The 14,690-nt window shown below is 72.4% G+C and carries 13 protein-coding genes; 8 read left to right on the top strand and 5 right to left on the bottom strand.

Translation table 11 applies throughout. The features are described from left to right. Positions 1 to 3: 3 nt before the first annotated feature. From yidD to rpmH, 3 genes are read right to left on the bottom strand one after another with little or no spacing between them, the layout of a single operon-like run. Complete coding sequence (gene yidD, locus NOCJ54_RS25690; protein WP_084255171.1) at positions 4 to 315, bottom strand: membrane protein insertion efficiency factor YidD; 312 nt, start codon at positions 313 to 315, stop codon at positions 4 to 6. After that, the gene (rnpA, locus tag NOCJ54_RS0113070; protein ID WP_028655853.1) at positions 312 to 707 is read right to left on the bottom strand and encodes a ribonuclease P protein component; all 396 of its coding nucleotides are present in this window, start codon (positions 705 to 707) and stop codon (positions 312 to 314) included. Before rnpA ends, yidD begins: the two co-directional genes overlap by 4 nt. Positions 708 to 758: 51 nt before the next feature. Continuing rightward, entirely contained in the window at positions 759 to 896 is a 138-nt protein-coding gene (gene rpmH / locus NOCJ54_RS25695) for a 50S ribosomal protein L34 (protein ID WP_036517902.1), read from the bottom strand. A 600-nt stretch (positions 897 to 1,496) separates the two neighbouring features. On the opposite strand from rpmH, the gene dnaA reads away from it, so the two are divergent. From dnaA to NOCJ54_RS0113110, 8 genes are all read left to right on the top strand, one after another. Then, positions 1,497 to 3,074, top strand: coding sequence for a chromosomal replication initiator protein DnaA (gene dnaA, locus NOCJ54_RS0113075; protein WP_028655854.1), 1,578 nt, complete (start codon positions 1,497 to 1,499; stop codon positions 3,072 to 3,074). A gap of 711 nt (positions 3,075 to 3,785) precedes the next feature. Further along, entirely contained in the window at positions 3,786 to 4,928 is a 1,143-nt protein-coding gene (gene dnaN / locus NOCJ54_RS0113080) for a DNA polymerase III subunit beta (protein WP_028655855.1), read from the top strand. Between the two features lie 456 nt (positions 4,929 to 5,384). After that, complete coding sequence (gnd, locus tag NOCJ54_RS25700) at positions 5,385 to 6,293, top strand: phosphogluconate dehydrogenase (NAD(+)-dependent, decarboxylating) (RefSeq protein WP_036517904.1); 909 nt, start codon at positions 5,385 to 5,387, stop codon at positions 6,291 to 6,293. A gap of 46 nt (positions 6,294 to 6,339) precedes the next feature. Beyond that, entirely contained in the window at positions 6,340 to 7,506 is a 1,167-nt protein-coding gene (gene recF / locus NOCJ54_RS0113090; protein WP_028655856.1) for a DNA replication/repair protein RecF, read from the top strand. Continuing rightward, positions 7,499 to 8,101, top strand: coding sequence for a DUF721 domain-containing protein (locus tag NOCJ54_RS0113095; RefSeq protein ID WP_028655857.1), 603 nt, complete (start codon positions 7,499 to 7,501; stop codon positions 8,099 to 8,101). Before recF ends, NOCJ54_RS0113095 begins: the two co-directional genes overlap by 8 nt. Before the next feature lie 198 nt (positions 8,102 to 8,299). Next, positions 8,300 to 9,157 carry a hypothetical protein gene (locus tag NOCJ54_RS25705; RefSeq protein WP_157514896.1) on the top strand — a complete coding sequence of 286 codons (858 nt, stop codon included), beginning with the start codon at positions 8,300 to 8,302 and terminating at the stop codon, positions 9,155 to 9,157. A gap of 136 nt (positions 9,158 to 9,293) precedes the next feature. Continuing rightward, positions 9,294 to 11,636 (top strand): ATP-binding protein, encoded by a 2,343-nt coding sequence (locus tag NOCJ54_RS0113105; RefSeq protein WP_028655858.1) that lies wholly within the window; start codon positions 9,294 to 9,296, stop codon positions 11,634 to 11,636. 2 nt (positions 11,637 to 11,638) lie between these two features. Continuing rightward, on the top strand, positions 11,639 to 12,325 hold the full coding sequence (locus NOCJ54_RS0113110; RefSeq protein ID WP_051485813.1) for a response regulator: 687 nt from the start codon (positions 11,639 to 11,641) through the stop codon (positions 12,323 to 12,325). A gap of 11 nt (positions 12,326 to 12,336) precedes the next feature. Here NOCJ54_RS0113110 and NOCJ54_RS28330 read toward each other — a convergent pair whose 3' ends face one another. Beyond that, positions 12,337 to 12,951 carry a class F sortase gene (locus tag NOCJ54_RS28330; protein WP_198020215.1) on the bottom strand — a complete coding sequence of 205 codons (615 nt, stop codon included), beginning with the start codon at positions 12,949 to 12,951 and terminating at the stop codon, positions 12,337 to 12,339. 82 nt (positions 12,952 to 13,033) lie between these two features. After that, positions 13,034 to 14,452 (bottom strand): DUF11 domain-containing protein, encoded by a 1,419-nt coding sequence (locus tag NOCJ54_RS0113125; RefSeq protein WP_028655860.1) that lies wholly within the window; start codon positions 14,450 to 14,452, stop codon positions 13,034 to 13,036. Positions 14,453 to 14,690: the final 238 nt, after the last annotated feature.

The raw sequence follows: 14,690 nt of genomic DNA on the forward strand, positions 1-14,690 counted from the left end.
CCACTAGTGGTTCTCTCCTTGGCTGAGGTGACCGCCGGCGGTCGCCGGCAGGAGTTCGATGTCGCGCTCCGCTGCGTCCCCGGTGGCGGGGGAGCGGTCACGGCGCGGCGGGACGTGGTCGACGCCGCCGGGCGACCACGGGTGGCAGCGCAGCAGACGCCGTGCGGCGAGCCAGGTGCCCTTGATCGCGCCGTGCACGCGCAGCGCCTCGACGGCGTACGCGGAGCAGGAGGGGTAGTAGCGGCAGGTCGGGCCGAGGAGCGGGCTGACGAGCAGCTGGTACGCACGGACCAGCCCGATCAGCAGCCACTTCATCGCGGCACCCCGGCCTCGGGACGGCCGGCCTTCTCGGTGACCCGCTGCAGGCAGTGGTCCAGGTCGGCGACGAGCTGGGGGTACGGCGTCGCCGCGGCCGCGGGCTGGGCACGGACCACGAGGACCGACCCGGCGGGCAGCGCGTCGACGCGCTCGCGCACCGCGTGGCGCAGCCGGCGCTTCACCCGGTTCCGCACGACCGCCGTGCCGACGGCCTTGCTGACGACGAAGCCGACCAGCGTCGGGTGTCCGTCCCCGGGCATGCCGACGACCTGTTGCCCAGCTGGGGGCAACAGGTGCGTGACGACGGTGCGGGCACCGGCTCGATGGCCCCGTCGGCTGGCGGCCCGGAATCCTTCGGGGTCCGTCAGACGGTTGCCGGCGGCGAGCATCGGTCAGCCCCGCGGGTTCCGCCGAGCGGACACCCCCGGACCTGCCCGGCCTCAGACAGCGAGGCTCGAGCGACCCTTCCGGCGGCGGTTGGCCAGGATGGCGCGGCCGGCGCGGGTGCGCATCCGCAGTCGGAAGCCGTGCGTCTTGTGACGACGACGGTTGTTCGGCTGGTACGTCCGCTTGCTCACGAGTCGGCCTCTCAGGTCAGGTTCGGGAAGGGTCGCGCGGCAGCCTGCGAGCGACTCCGGTCGGGAGTCGTGAGGCCTGTCGGCCGGCACCGCGCAGCCACGATCGATCGCCTCCGCACGGCTGTGCGGGGGTGGTCATTCGTGGACATGCGGCACCGGTCGACCCCGGTTGACCAATCAACGGTACGCGGAGCGCGGATCGGGGGTCAAACCGGCGCGCCTCCGGCCACGCACGGCCGGGGTGGCGCATGATCCGCCCCTTCGTCCGGGCCCGGCGGCCCGTCGACCTACCCGATTCTTGCCGATGCGGCACCGACCTGTGGATAGCGGGTTGATCCACAGGCCCGTCGGCAGTTAGGTTCGGGCGATCCGGGATTCCCCGCCGGTCCCCCGCAACACCGGACGGCCGTCCGCGCCGATCAGCTCCCAGGCCCTCTTCTCGGGCCGCTGACCTGCGCAAACGTGGCCGGACGGACGTTTCGGAACGGCCTCGGTCGACCGCCGCGACGGCGGTGATGCAATTGTTCACACCCTGTGGACAAAGTTGTGGAGCCAGACCAGGGCCCCGATCCGGACAGACGACAGCGAGAGGTGTGAGGCGTGACCGGCAACCCCGATCAGCCCCCGGCCACCGACGAGACCCCGGAGTCGCCTATCGCGCGACTCGAGCGGGAGTGGGCCGCCGTGGTCGGCGAGCTCCAGGCGCACCAACGCGCCTGGCTCCAGGCCAGCAAGCCGGTCACCCTGCACGGGACGACCGCGATCGTCGCCGTGCCCGACGACTTCACCCGCAAGCGCCTCGAGGGTCGCCTGCGCGGCCAGCTCGAGGACACCCTCACCGAGCGCTTCGGCCACGAGGTGCAGCTCGCGGTCACCGTCGACAGCTCCCTCCAGCACTCGCTGACCCCCAACCTCGACGGCGGGTACGACGACGTGCCGGTCGACCAGGGCGCCCCGCTGGCCTCCGACCCGGGTGCGCACCACCCCGGCAGTCAGCCGGGCATGGTCGACATGTCGACAAAGCAACAGATCGACTCGTCGACGCAGGACCGCACCACGCCGGCCTTCGACGAGGGCTACCCCGCCGCGGACCGGCCGACGATCCTCCCGGCCCCGGGCGCCAGCCCGCCGGTGACCGGCGAGTCGCGGCTCAACCCGAAGTACACCTTCGAGACCTTCGTCATCGGCTCGTCCAACCGCTTCCCGCACGCCGCGGCCGTCGCGGTCAGCGAGGCGCCGGGCAAGAGCTACAACCCGCTCCTCATCTACGGCGAGTCCGGGCTGGGCAAGACCCACCTGCTGCACGCGATCGGCCACTACGTGCGCACGATCTACGCCGGCTCCAAGGTGCGCTACGTCTCCAGCGAGGAGTTCACCAACGAGTTCATCAACGCGATCCGCGACGACCGGCAGGACCGGTTCAAGCGGAAGTACCGCGAGGTGGACGTGCTCCTCATCGACGACATCCAGTTCCTGGCGGGGAAGACCCAGACCCAGGAGGAGTTCTTCCACACCTTCAACACGCTCCACAACGCCAACAAGCAGATCGTGCTGACGTCCGACCGTCCGCCGAAGCTGCTCGAGGCGCTCGAGGACCGGCTGCGCAACCGGTTCGAGTGGGGCCTGATCACCGACGTCCAGGCACCGGACCTCGAGACCCGCATCGCGATCCTGCGCAAGAAGGCCGCGATGGACCGCCTCACGGCCCCCTCGGACGTGCTGGAGTTCATCGCCAGCAAGATCCAGACCAACATCCGCGAGCTCGAGGGCGCCCTGATCCGGGTCACCGCCTTCGCCAACCTCAACCGCCAGGACGTCGACATGACGCTGGCCGAGATCGTCCTCAAGGACCTCATCCCCGAGGGCGGCGAGCCAGAGATCACCGCGCCGCTGATCATCGCCCAGACCGCGGCGTACTTCGGCCTCACCATCGAGGAGCTCACCGGCCCCAGCCGCGGGCGCCACCTGGTGATGGCGCGCCAGATCGCGATGTACCTGTGCCGCGAGCTCACCGGCCTGTCGCTGCCGAAGATCGGCGCGCAGTTCGGCAACCGCGACCACACGACCGTCATGTACGCCGAGCGCAAGATCAACCAGCTGCTCGGCGAGCGGCGCGCGGTGTTCAACCAGGTCAGCGAGCTGACCAACCGCGTCAAGATGCAGGCTCGGCAGGGCTGATTGCGCAAGCGCGTACCGACGCCTGCCCACCCACGAGGTGGTCGGGCGCCGGAGGCGCCGTACGGCCGGTCCCTGTGGCGGCAAGTCGGGTCGCCGCCGGCGTCCGGAGGCCACACCAAGCCACCGTTCGAGGGTGGACGTCGGCGACGGCGCGCTCTGCAGCCGCCACAGGGAACCGGACGGCAGGCGCCGCAGGCGCCCGACCACCGACCCTCCGACAACAGGCGTCGGCACGCCTCGCCGCCATCCCGACCGACCCCGACCAACACGGACCGACACCGAACGACACCGATTTCTTGTCGTACGAGCCTGTGGAGAAAGGGGTGAAAACTGTGCGAACTACACGGGGAGGATTCCGTGGAGTCTGCAGCTCGGGCGTCCACACGCTGTGGTTCCTCCCCAGCCCGACCAGGTTCACCACGACGGCCGCCCACAGGTCATCCACGGGGTCATCGGCCGCTGACCTGCGACGACACGAGTTCTCCCCAGTTTCCACCGGACCTATGACCACTCCGAATCCATCCACGGGTCGATCGATCGCGGAACTCCTCCCGGGCCCCGACCTGTGGAACAACACGACCTCGCAGCCCCTCGACCTCGACAGGCAGTGCCGCGCTCACTGGCGACGTGGCAGGATGCAACCCCACACGTGCGCTCGCTGTCGTTGCTGAGCGCCGGCCCACCCGATCCCAGTGATGAGGTACGACGAACGTGAAGTTCCGTGTCGACCGCGATGTGCTCGCCGACGCCGTGGCCTGGGCCGCGCGCAGCCTGCCCGTCCGCCCCAGCGCGCCGGTCCTGGCCGGGCTGCTGATCGAGGCCAGTGACGAGGGCCTGGTGCTCTCCACGTTCGACTACGAGACGTCCGCACGCGCCACGCTCGCCGCCGAGGTGCACGACGAGGGCAAGGCCCTGGTCAGCGGCCGGCTGCTGTCCGACATCTGCCGCAGCCTGCCGAACAAGCCGGTCGAGCTCACCCTCGACGGTGCCCGCGTCTCGCTGACCTGCGGCTCCTCGCGCTTCTCGCTGCAGACCATGCCGGTCGAGGACTACCCGACGATCCCGGAGATGCCGGCCGCGACCGGCACCGTTGCCAGCGACGCGTTCGCCCACGCCGTCGCCCAGGCGGTCACCGCCGCCGGCCGCGACGACATGCTCCCGGTGCTCACCGGTGTGCGGATCGAGATCGAGGGCGACACCATCGCGCTGCTCGCCACCGACCGCTTCCGCCTCTCCCAGCGTGAGCTCACCTGGAACCCCGGCACCCCCGACGCCTCGCTCGCCGCGCTCGTCCCGGCGAAGGTGCTCGGCGACACCGCCAAGTCGCTCACCGCCGGCCCCGAGGTCACGATCGCGCTCTCCGCGTCCGGCTCCGGCGACGGCATCATCGGCTTCGAGGGCACCGGCCCCGGCGGCGTGCGTCGTACGACGACCCGACTCCTCGACGGCGAGTTCCCCAAGGTCCGCAGCCTGTTCCCGACCGAGAAGCTCACGACCGCGAAGATCGACCGCGCCGAGCTCATCGAGTCGGTCAAGCGCGTCTCGCTCGTCGCCGACCGCAACACCGCGGTCCAGCTGAGCTTCCGCGACGGCACCCTGATCCTCGACGCCGGATCCGGCGACGACGCGCAGGCCTCGGAGTCGGTCGCCGCGCAGATCGAGGGCGAGGACCTGGTCACCGGCTTCAACCCGACCTTCCTGCTCGACGGCCTCGGCGCCATCGACGAGCCGGTCGTGGAGCTCGCGTTCACCCAGGCCTCCAAGCCGGTCGTGATCAGCGGCACCGGCGAGGAGTCCGGCGAGCAGGGCGGGTCGTTCCGCTACCTGCTCATGCCGCGCCGCCTGCTGAGCTGACTGCGCGAGCGTGTGCGCAGCAGCAGAAGATGCTGCTCTACATCTCCCGCTCGAGACGCGCGATGGGCGACTCCGTGGTCTCCCACCCGCTGGTCTGGCTACGAGGCGCCGACCGTCGGACTCTGCCGGCCACAGCCCGCCATCCAGGCCCGGAGGTTTCGAGGCTCCTCGCTAGCGCTCGTCGCACCTCAACCACCGGGAGCCAGCCCCCACCCACCCGCCGACCGCCGCTGGTTGAGGTGCGAGGCCGCCCGCGGCCGAGCCTCGAAACCAGTGGCCTCGCTGCACCCGACGGCGCCCGGCACAGCCTGCGGCGCAGGGCGCCACGCTGCCGCGCCGCGGTTGCCCCCGGCAGGTGGCACAGTCCGCCCGGCGGCCAGACGGACGTAACGCCCGGGCGCCGGCCCAGCGGGCGCGGGCACGTCGTGCTTCGGGGGTGCGGGCTAGGCTCGCGGCATGCACATCGGACTCGTCGGACTCGGCAAGATGGGTGGCAACATGCGCACCCGGCTCCGCAACGCCGGGCACACCGTCGTCGGCTACGACCGCAACCCGGACCTCTCCGACGTCGACAGCCTCGCGGCCATGGTGGAGGCGCTGCCCTCGCCGAAGGTCGTGTGGGTGATGGTGCCCGCCGGCGAGGCCACCCGCTCGACCATCGCGGACCTCAGGGAGCTGCTCGGCGAGGGTGACCTGGTCGTCGACGGCGGCAACTCCAAGTACACCGACGACGCCGAGAACGCCGCGTCGCTCGCGGAGAAGGGCATCGGCTTCGTCGACTGCGGCGTCTCCGGCGGGGTGTGGGGCCTGGAGAACGGCTACGCGCTGATGTACGGCGGCGCGGTGGCGGACATCGAGAAGGTCCAGCCGGCCTTCGACGCGCTCAAGCCCGAGGAGGGCGGGGCGGTGCACGCGGGCACCACGCCCGGCGCCGGCCACTTCGCCAAGATGGTCCACAACGGCATCGAGTACGCGATGATGCAGGCCTACGCCGAGGGCTGGGAGCTGCTCGAGAAGGTCGACATCGTCGACAACGTCCCGGCGATCTTCGACTCCTGGCGCCACGGCACCGTCATCCGGTCCTGGCTGCTCGACCTGCTCACCGAGGCGATCGAGGAGGACGAGCACCTCGACGCGCTGCGCGGCTACGCCGAGGACTCCGGCGAGGGCCGGTGGACCGTCCAGGCGGCGATCGACCACGCCGTACCCATGCACGTCATCGCCTCCTCGCTGTTCGCGCGGTTCACCTCGCGCCAGGACGACAGCCCGGCGATGAAGGCCATCGCCGCGATGCGTCGGCAGTTCGGCGGCCACGCCGTGCAGACCGAGCCGCCCCCGGGCGGCGAGGCGAACCCCGACGTCTGAGCGGGTCCGTTCACGCCCGCCTCCGGCGCCGGGGGATGATGGTCGGGTGCACGTCGCGCACCTGACCCTCCACGACTTCCGCTCCTACGCGGACGTCGACGTCGCGCTGGACGCGGGGGTCACGGCGTTCGTCGGCAGCAACGGCCAGGGCAAGACCAACCTGGTCGAGGCGATCGACTACCTGTCGCGGCTCTCCTCGCACCGGGTCGCGACCGACGCGCCGCTCATCCGCGCCGGCGCGGAGCAGGCGATCGTGCGCGCGGCGGTGGTCCGCGACGGCCGGACCGCGATCCTCGAGGTCGAGCTCAACGCCGGCCGCGCCAACCGCGCACGCGTCAACCGCTCGCCGCTGCCGCGCACCCGCGACCTCGCCGGCCTGGTGCGCACCGTGGTGTTCAGCCCCGAGGACCTCGCCCTGGTCAAGGGGGATCCGGCGCAGCGGCGTCGCTTCCTCGACGACCTGCTCGTGCTGCGCACCCCGCGCTACGCCGGCGTGATCGCCGACCACGACCGGGTGCTGCGCCAGCGCAACACCCTGCTCAAGACGCTGTACGCTGCCCGCGGCTCCAGCCGCGACGCCGCCCTCGCCACGCTCGCGGTGTGGGACGACCACCTGGTTGCCACTGGCACCGAGCTGCTGGTGGCTCGCGAGCAGCTGGTGACCGACCTTGCGCCGTACCTCGGCAAGGCCTACGAGGTCGTCGCCCGCGGGGCGAGCCGCGACGACGCCCGCATCGAGTACTCCTCGACCGTGCCGCCGGCGGAGCCGGACACCGACCCCGAGGGCGGGCGCGACCCGCGCTCCCTGCGCGCGGAGGTGTTCCGCGCCGAGCTGGCGCGCCGGCAGTCCGACGAGATCCAGCGCGGAGTCACCCTGGTGGGGCCGCACCGCGACGACCTGCTGCTGACCCTCGGCCCCGGCGACGAGAACCGGCTGCCGGTGAAGGGCTACGCCAGCCACGGGGAGTCGTGGTCCTTCGCGCTGGCGCTGCGGCTGGCGTCGTACGACCTGCTCCGGGCCGACGGCGACGACCCGATCCTCGTCCTCGACGACGTCTTCGCCGAGCTCGACGCCGACCGGCGCGAGCAGCTGGCCGCGCTGGTGGCGGGCGCCGAGCAGGTGCTGGTCACCGCCGCGGTCGCCGCCGACGTGCCGGAGGCCCTGCGCGGGGCGACCTTCCACGTCGCCGCGGGGGAGGTGACCCGTGCCTGAGGCACCCGAGCCGGGCGACGACGCCACGCCGGCCACCCCCGACGCCGAACCGGAGCCGGAGCACCGTCCCGACGGCCTCGACCTGGCCCGCTCGCTCACCCTCGGCACCGCCGCCGCGGGTACGACGCCCGCGAAGCGCCGCCTCCCGCGCAGCTCGGACGGCCGGACATCCGGCGTCCGGTCCGCCGGGCGCGGCCGCTCGAGCGGCCCGCAGTTCTCCGGGGCCCGCCCCGACGGGCGCGACCCGCAGGCGCTCGGGCCCGAGCTGGACCGGCTCGTCGATGCCCGTGGCTGGGCGCTCGACCTCCAGGTGCGGGGCGTCTTCGCCCGCTGGACCGAGATCGTCGGCGACGAGATCGGCGCGCACTCCACGCCGGAGACCCTGACCGACGGCACCCTCGTCGTCCGTACCGACTCCACGGCGTGGGCCACCCAGCTCAAGCTCTTCACCGCCACCCTCGTGCAGCGGCTCAACGCCGAGCTGGGCGACGGGACGGTCACCCTCGTCGAGGTGCTCGGCCCGCACGCGCCGTCGTGGAAGCACGGCCGGCGCGGCATCCGCGACGGCCGCGGGCCGCGCGACACCTACGGCTGAGCAGCGCCGGTGCGCAGCCGCGTGAACCGTTCCGGGGTGTCGCCGGCACAGGCAAAGGGCAGGTTTTTGCCCACGTCGGAGGTTTCGACCCCGCTACGATGCAGCATCGTTCGATGACTGACCTGATCGACCCTGATCGACCCTGATCGACCCTGATCGACATGGCGCACCAGACGCGCGCCTGGCAAGGAGACCAGCATGAGCAACTACCAGCCCCCGGCTCCTCCGCCGCCTCCCGGCGGTGGCGGCGGTTACGGCGCGCCGCCCCCGGCGGGTCCTCCGGGCGGTGGCTACGGCGGACCGCCTCCGGCCGGTCCTCCGGGCGGCGGCTTCGGCGGTCCCGGCCAGGCCCAGCCCTGGGACGTCGGCTCGGCGGTGAGCTACGGCTGGTCCAAGTTCCAGCAGAACATGGGCCAGATGATCCTCGCCGCGCTGGCGATCTTCGTCGGCGCCGTGGTCATCTACGCGATCGCGTTCTTCGCGATCATCATCCCGGCGGGCGACTCGGACTACTCGTGCCGGTTCAACAGCGCCGGCGAGTACGTCTGCTCCGGCGACTCCGGCGGGCTCGGCATCATCGGGCTGATCGTGCTGGCCCTGCTGTACGTCGTGTTCTTCATCTACGCGCAGGTCATCGGCGCCGGCCTCATCCGCGAGGCGCTGGCCGTCACCGAGGGCCGCCCGTTCACGACCGCCGGCGTGTTCAAGTTCCAGAACATCGGCAACGTCATCGTCACCAGCCTGCTGGTCGGCGTCGGCACCTTCATCGGCACGATCCTGTGCGTGCTGCCGGGCATCATCTTCGCCTTCATGACGATGTTCAGCCTGTTCTTCGTGGTCGACAAGAACCTCTCGCCGGTCGACGCCATCAAGGCGAGCATCGACCTGGTGAAGAACAACGTCGGCTCGACGATCATCTGGTACCTCGTCGCCTACGTCATCGCGCTCGTCGGCGCGGTGCTGTGCGGCGTCGGCCTGCTGGTCGCGATCCCGGTGATCCTGGTCGGCACCGCCTTCACCTACAAGAGGCTCTCGGGCCAGCCGGTCGCTCCCTGACCCCTCCCACCCCCAGCAACGACGTCCTGACCCCCGACCGGGGGTCAGGACGTCGCTTTTGCGGACCTGCGTGCCCTGGCTCCACTAGCGTGCCTGCGGCAGACCGGTCGGTGCGCAGGAGGAGGACGAGCAGCTCGTGCAGGCCTGGGATCTCCTCCGGCGGCAGGTCCTCGCCGACCTGCACCCCTCCGGCGAACCCGGCTGGGCGACCACGGCGTTCACCCGGTCGTTGCGCCGGACCATCCTGGTCGGGACGGCCTGCTGGCAGCTGGCGGTGGTCGGGGCCATCCTCGTCGAGCCCCCGTCGCTGCCGACCGCCACCGGCCTGGTCGCAGGCCACCTGCTCCTGGTGTGCATGGCACTGGCCGCCGTCCGCGGAGCGTGCCCGCCGCTGGTGGTGATCGGCGCGTCGCACCTGCTGTTCGTGGCTGACTGGGCGGCCGTGCCGGCGCTGGGGGACCCGCTGATGCTCGCTGCGTGCTGGCAGGTGAACCTCGCCGCCGCCTCGCCGGCGTTCGTGCTGCGCGGCGTGGCCTCCCTGGCCTACCCGCTGGTGGCTGCTGTCGTCGTCCCTCTGCTGATGGTGGCGGTCCGTCCCCATGCGGGGGACCTGTTGCCGCTGGCGGTGCTCGGCACGGGCCTGGCGATCTTCGTGGTCACCCGGCTCGGGCTCCGGTCGGTCCTCGAGCTCACCCGGCAGGTCGACTGCGAGCACGCCGAGGCCGAGGCCGCCCAGCAGGAGCTCGAGGTACGCCGGGTCACCAGCGCCCGGGCCGCCGAGGACGGCCGGATCCTCCACGACACCGTCATCAACACGCTGGCCGCGTTGGCCAACGGTGGTGCCTCCGTCGGCGACCACGACGCCGTGCGTGCCCGCTGCGCCCGCGACGTCGCCACCGTCGAGGCCATCGCCGCCGACGACCAGGTCCATCTCCAGGCCGGTATCAGGGCCCCGCTCTTCGTCGCCGGGATCCGGGTGCGGCACACCGGGATCGACGACGACGAGCTGGCCCGCCGCGAGGCCCTGCTCCCGCCTGAGGTCCTGACCGCCCTCGCGGGTGCGACCGGGGAGCTGGTCCGCAACGCGGAGAAGCACTCGGGCGCCGACGAGGTCGAGGTCCACGTGGGCGTGGAGGACCTGGCGTTCGTGGTGGAGGTCAGTGACGACGGCGTCGGCTTCGACGGGCTGGCGCCTGAGGGACGAGGACTGTCCGAGTCGGTCGTGGCCCGCCTGGCCGAGGTCGACGTCGACGTCGAGCTCGACACCGCCCCCGACCGGGGCACCCGGGTGCGGATGGCCTGGCCGGGATCCACCGCCGGTGCCGCCGCGCGCCCGGACCGGGTCCGTGCACCCGGCTTCCGGGAGGTGGTCGAGGCCCTGCAGCGGCGGGCCAGCGGGCTGTTCGCGCGGGGCATGGTCGCGGTCGGGGTCTTCCTCGCGGTGACGAACCATCGCGGTCAGTGGACCGAGGATTACCTCATGGTCGGTGTGGTCGCAGGTACCTGCGCCGTGGCCTGGTGGGGCCGCTCGTCGCGGGTCGTCGTCCCGATCCTCCTTGCCCTCGGCGCCTGCGTCGCATTCGTCCTCTCGGCCGCCGCGGTGGACTTCGGCCGCGACAAGGCCTTCCTGTGGCAGGCGATCTGTCCCGTCGGACCGCTGCTCATGATGCTCGGCACGCCGGGCTGGCACGGTCGCACTCCCTGGGCCGCCGGCCTGTACGCCGCCACCGTGCTCGCCGTCGCCGGCGTCGTCGCCCCGGGGAGTATCACGGCGGCGGTCACCGTCGTCGTCGGCGGCCTGGTGGGGCTCGGGCTGGTCGCTGCGTGGTCGCGCTTCCAGGCCAGCCTGCGCGAGGTCGGCCGCCAGGCGGTGCGGGACCAGAAGGCCTTGTCGGCGGCGCGGTTGGAGGCCGAGAAGCGGGAGGCGGCCAGCCGGGCCCGACGGCGCTGGTCGGCAGCCGGCCTGCGGGAGTCCGTGGTGCTGCTCGACAAGGTCGCCTCGGGCGAGATCGCGCCCTCCGACGAGGGGCTGCGCCGCGCCTGCGTCGAGGAGGAGGCCTACCTGCGCCAGCTGACCCAGCTCAACCCCGAGCTGGTCGCGATGGGTGACTGGTTCGCCCGGGCGCTCGCCGAGGCACGCACCAGCAGGGCATCGCTCGTCGTCCGGTCCGGCAGCGTCGACGTCGACGCCGAGGTCGCGCCGGTGCTGGGGGAGCTGCTGCTCAGCGCGGTTTCCTCCGTGCCCAGCGGCCAGCAGGTGACGACGACGTTGTTCCCGGGGCCGTCGTCGTTGCGGTTCACCCTGGTCGGGCCGGCGCCGCACCTCTCGGCAGCAGTGGCCGGGACGATCGGGGAACGGCCCCCGCCGGGAGACCTGTCGATTGCCGTGCAGACCTTCGCGAGCCAGGACCTAGTGGAGGTGGTCGTGCCCGCGGCGCCCGGTCCCGGCCTGCCCACCCCGGCTCCTCGAGGAGAATGACTGTGAAGACCCACGGACGGCAGGGCGCGCGCCGCTACGAGTGGCGGCTGGCGATCGTCGAAGACCACCTGCTCCAGCGCAGGCGCACCGAGGAGCTGGTCCACGCCCAGCCCGGCCTGCGGACGGTGTGGAGCGGTGAGAGCCTCCCCGAGTGCATGGAGTGGCTCGCCACCGTGCCGGAGGCGCAGCGGCCCCACCTGCTGATCCTGGACCTGATGGTCGAGAGGGGCGCCAGCGTCGACCCCGCGACGGTGCGGGACCTGACCCGGGCCGGTGTCAAGGTGCTGGTCCTCTCCGCCATGGCATCGCCGGAGCTGGTGCGCAAGGTGCTGCGGGCCGGCATCGGCGGCATCGTGGGCAAGCGGGACACCGAGGAGGACATCGTCGCCGCCATCTGGACCGTCCTCGGCCGCGGCCAGTGGCACACCCCGGAGCTGGCCAGCGTGATCGCCGGCGACTCCGACCGGCCGCAGCTCAGCGACCAGGAGGAGCGGGCCCTGGTGCTCTACGCCTCGGGCCTGACCCTGGACGCGGTGGCGGAGGCGATCGGCGTCCAGAAGGACACCGCCAAGAAGTACCTGAGCCGGGTGAAGGCGAAGTACGCCACGGTGGGGCGTGAGGTCCGGACCAAGATCGACCTGCACCGGGAGGCCCTGCGCGACGGATTCCTCGACGGTCCGGGCGGCTGACCCGGCCCGGCTCACCTCCCCGGGGACGCTGCCTGCACCGGTCCGTCCCGGGTGGTGGGTTCCTCCTGCACGGGGACGAGGTCGACCAGCAGGTTGTCGGCGTAGTGGAACCCGCCGCCGTCGCGCTCCCGCCGGGCGCAGGTGATCAGGCGCAGCACGCGGTCGACGCCGGGGAGGAACTCCTCGCGCGACAGCTCCGTCTTGGGCACCTGGCGCACCGCGGTGACCCGCCAGGTACGACGCGCTCCCGCCTCGTCGACGGTGACGGCGGTGTCTCCGGGCTCGACGTCCCAGAGCTTGAGGAACTCACCGGCCCGGTCGGCCCGGTCGCTGACGTGCCCCACGACGACCGTCGGTCCGGCGGAGTCCGCGGCGAGCGGCAAGCCGTCGGTCCAGATGCCGGCCCGGGAGACGTCCTCGGGAGGCTCGAGCACCGAGCCCTCGAACCGGATCGGGTCAAGGGGAGCGGACAGCCCGACCGCGGCCAGCTCCAGGCGCGGGCCCGTGGTGGCTGGTTCGGCCCGCCGGGCGGGAGCGGCGGGACGGTCGTCGGGAGCGGCGAGGCCCGGTCCGGCCCCGTCGCGCGCCGGACCGGGCAGGAGGTCGCCCGGCACCGTGAGTGCCACGAGGAGCAGGACCACCTCGAGCAGCAGCAGGGCCCGGGCTCGTCGATCACGACGGGCCCGGGCCCTGCGGTGCCTGGGCTGCTCAGGAATGCCGCGTTCCCCTCGGTCGACGCCGGCTGAGGACGCCACCGGCGGCACCCAGCAGGACCGCGCCGCCCACCAGCCAGGCCGCGGTCGCGGTGCCGTCGCCCGGACCGGCCTGCCCGCCGCCGGCCGGGACGCTTGGGTTCTCCGGCACGACCACGGGGTCGGTGTCCGGGTCGGCACCGGGATCAGTGGGGTCGGGCTCGTCGACGCTGTCGGTCACGCCAGCGCTGTTGTTGCTGTCATCGGGGTCCTCCTCGTTCCCCTCGACCCGCGCGGAGTTGCGGACGCTGCCCTCGAGCTCCTCGGGGACCGTGGCCGTCACGGTCACCTCGGCGGTGTCGCCGGGGGCGAGCTCGCCGCTGCTGACGCAGGTCACGTCGTTGCCGGCGACCGAGCACTGGACGTCCTCGGCCGAGCTGGTGGCCGAGACGTCACCGAGGGTGTCCGGCACCGCGTCGGTCAGCGTCCAGCCGGTCGACCAGCCGTCGCCGTTGTTGGTGACGCTCAGGGTGTAGGTGACGGTCGCACCGGGAGCGAACCCCGAGGACACCTTGGCCAGCGCCAGGTCGGCCGGGAGACCGGGGGAGGCGGCGCCGTCGTTGAGCGAGCTGGACGGACCGCTGCCGACCCGGAGCACCGTGAACACGGGCGTGGCGGACGCCGGCTGGTCGACGGCGATCCGCTCCACCTGGCCGGAGGCGTTGTGGGAGAAGCCGAGCGTGCCGTCGACGTAGGTCCACGCGGCTCCGGTGAACCCGGTGTCGACGCGGTTGTCGGCCAGCGTCCATTGCGACAGGGCACCGGTCGACGGATCGATGCGGACGATGGTGCGGTTGGCGCCCAGGCCCCACAGGTAGCCCTGGGAGAACGTCCAGTCGGAGACCTCGCCGTAGGACACCATGGTGCCGGGCAGGTCGATGGGGGCGCCGACCTGCTCGCCGGTGGCCGGGTCGATGACGTACATCTGGTCGTCGGACGTCACGGTGGCGTGGATATGGCCCGTGGCGGGGTTGATGGCGCCGACGTTGAAGCTGCTGCCGTCGATGGCCCAGGTCTGCGTGCCCACCCGGGTGACGACACCGTCCTGACCGATGCGGAGCAGCGAGCCGAGCGGATGGTCGGCCGAGTCGGCGGTCGCGAACCCGTACAGGAAGTCATCGGCGGTCGAGTAGCTGATGCCGTTGTACTGGACCCCAGCTGCGGTGCCCTCGTCGGAGAAGGTGAAGTTGCCGGCGGCATCAGGCTGCGCGACCTGCAGCTGGCTCGGGTCGCCCTGGACGATGAAGACGGTCGGGCGGGCAGGGTCGAAGGGGTCGCCCGGTGCGGCATGCGCAGCGGGGGCGAGCGACGTGGTCGACAGCGCACCCAGCGTGAGGGAGCCCGTGACGGCTGCGAGTCGGAGGGGGAGGTTCATCGAGGCGCTCCTCGGAGCTTGGAAGGGTACAGACAGCCGCATCCTCGGATGATCGGGACCGGGCACGGGGCCGGTTGCAGGATCCCGGGTCGGTTTGACCCCCGGACAGGGGTCGGGGCAGAGCCATGACCAACCGTGCGGGGGTCACGGCCAGGCATCCGGACGAACGGTGGCGGGACAGCAACAGGGCCCGGGCCCGCCGTACGTGGCGGGACCGGGCCCTGGGGTGCCTCCTGCG

Source organism: Nocardioides sp. J54 (assembly GCF_000519005.1).
Classification (GTDB): domain Bacteria; phylum Actinomycetota; class Actinomycetes; order Propionibacteriales; family Nocardioidaceae; genus Nocardioides.

Excerpts from the sequence above, each read along its gene's own strand:
- gnd (WP_036517904.1), top strand. The coding sequence starts at position 5,385 with ATGCACATCGGACTCGTCGGACTCGGCAAGATGGGTGGCAACATGCGC.
- yidD (WP_084255171.1), bottom strand. The coding sequence starts at position 315 with ATGAAGTGGCTGCTGATCGGGCTGGTCCGTGCGTACCAGCTGCTCGTC.
- NOCJ54_RS0113125 (WP_028655860.1), bottom strand. The coding sequence starts at position 14,452 with ATGAACCTCCCCCTCCGACTCGCAGCCGTCACGGGCTCCCTCACGCTG.
- rnpA (WP_028655853.1), bottom strand. The coding sequence starts at position 707 with ATGCTCGCCGCCGGCAACCGTCTGACGGACCCCGAAGGATTCCGGGCC.
- NOCJ54_RS25705 (WP_157514896.1), top strand. The coding sequence starts at position 8,300 with ATGAGCAACTACCAGCCCCCGGCTCCTCCGCCGCCTCCCGGCGGTGGC.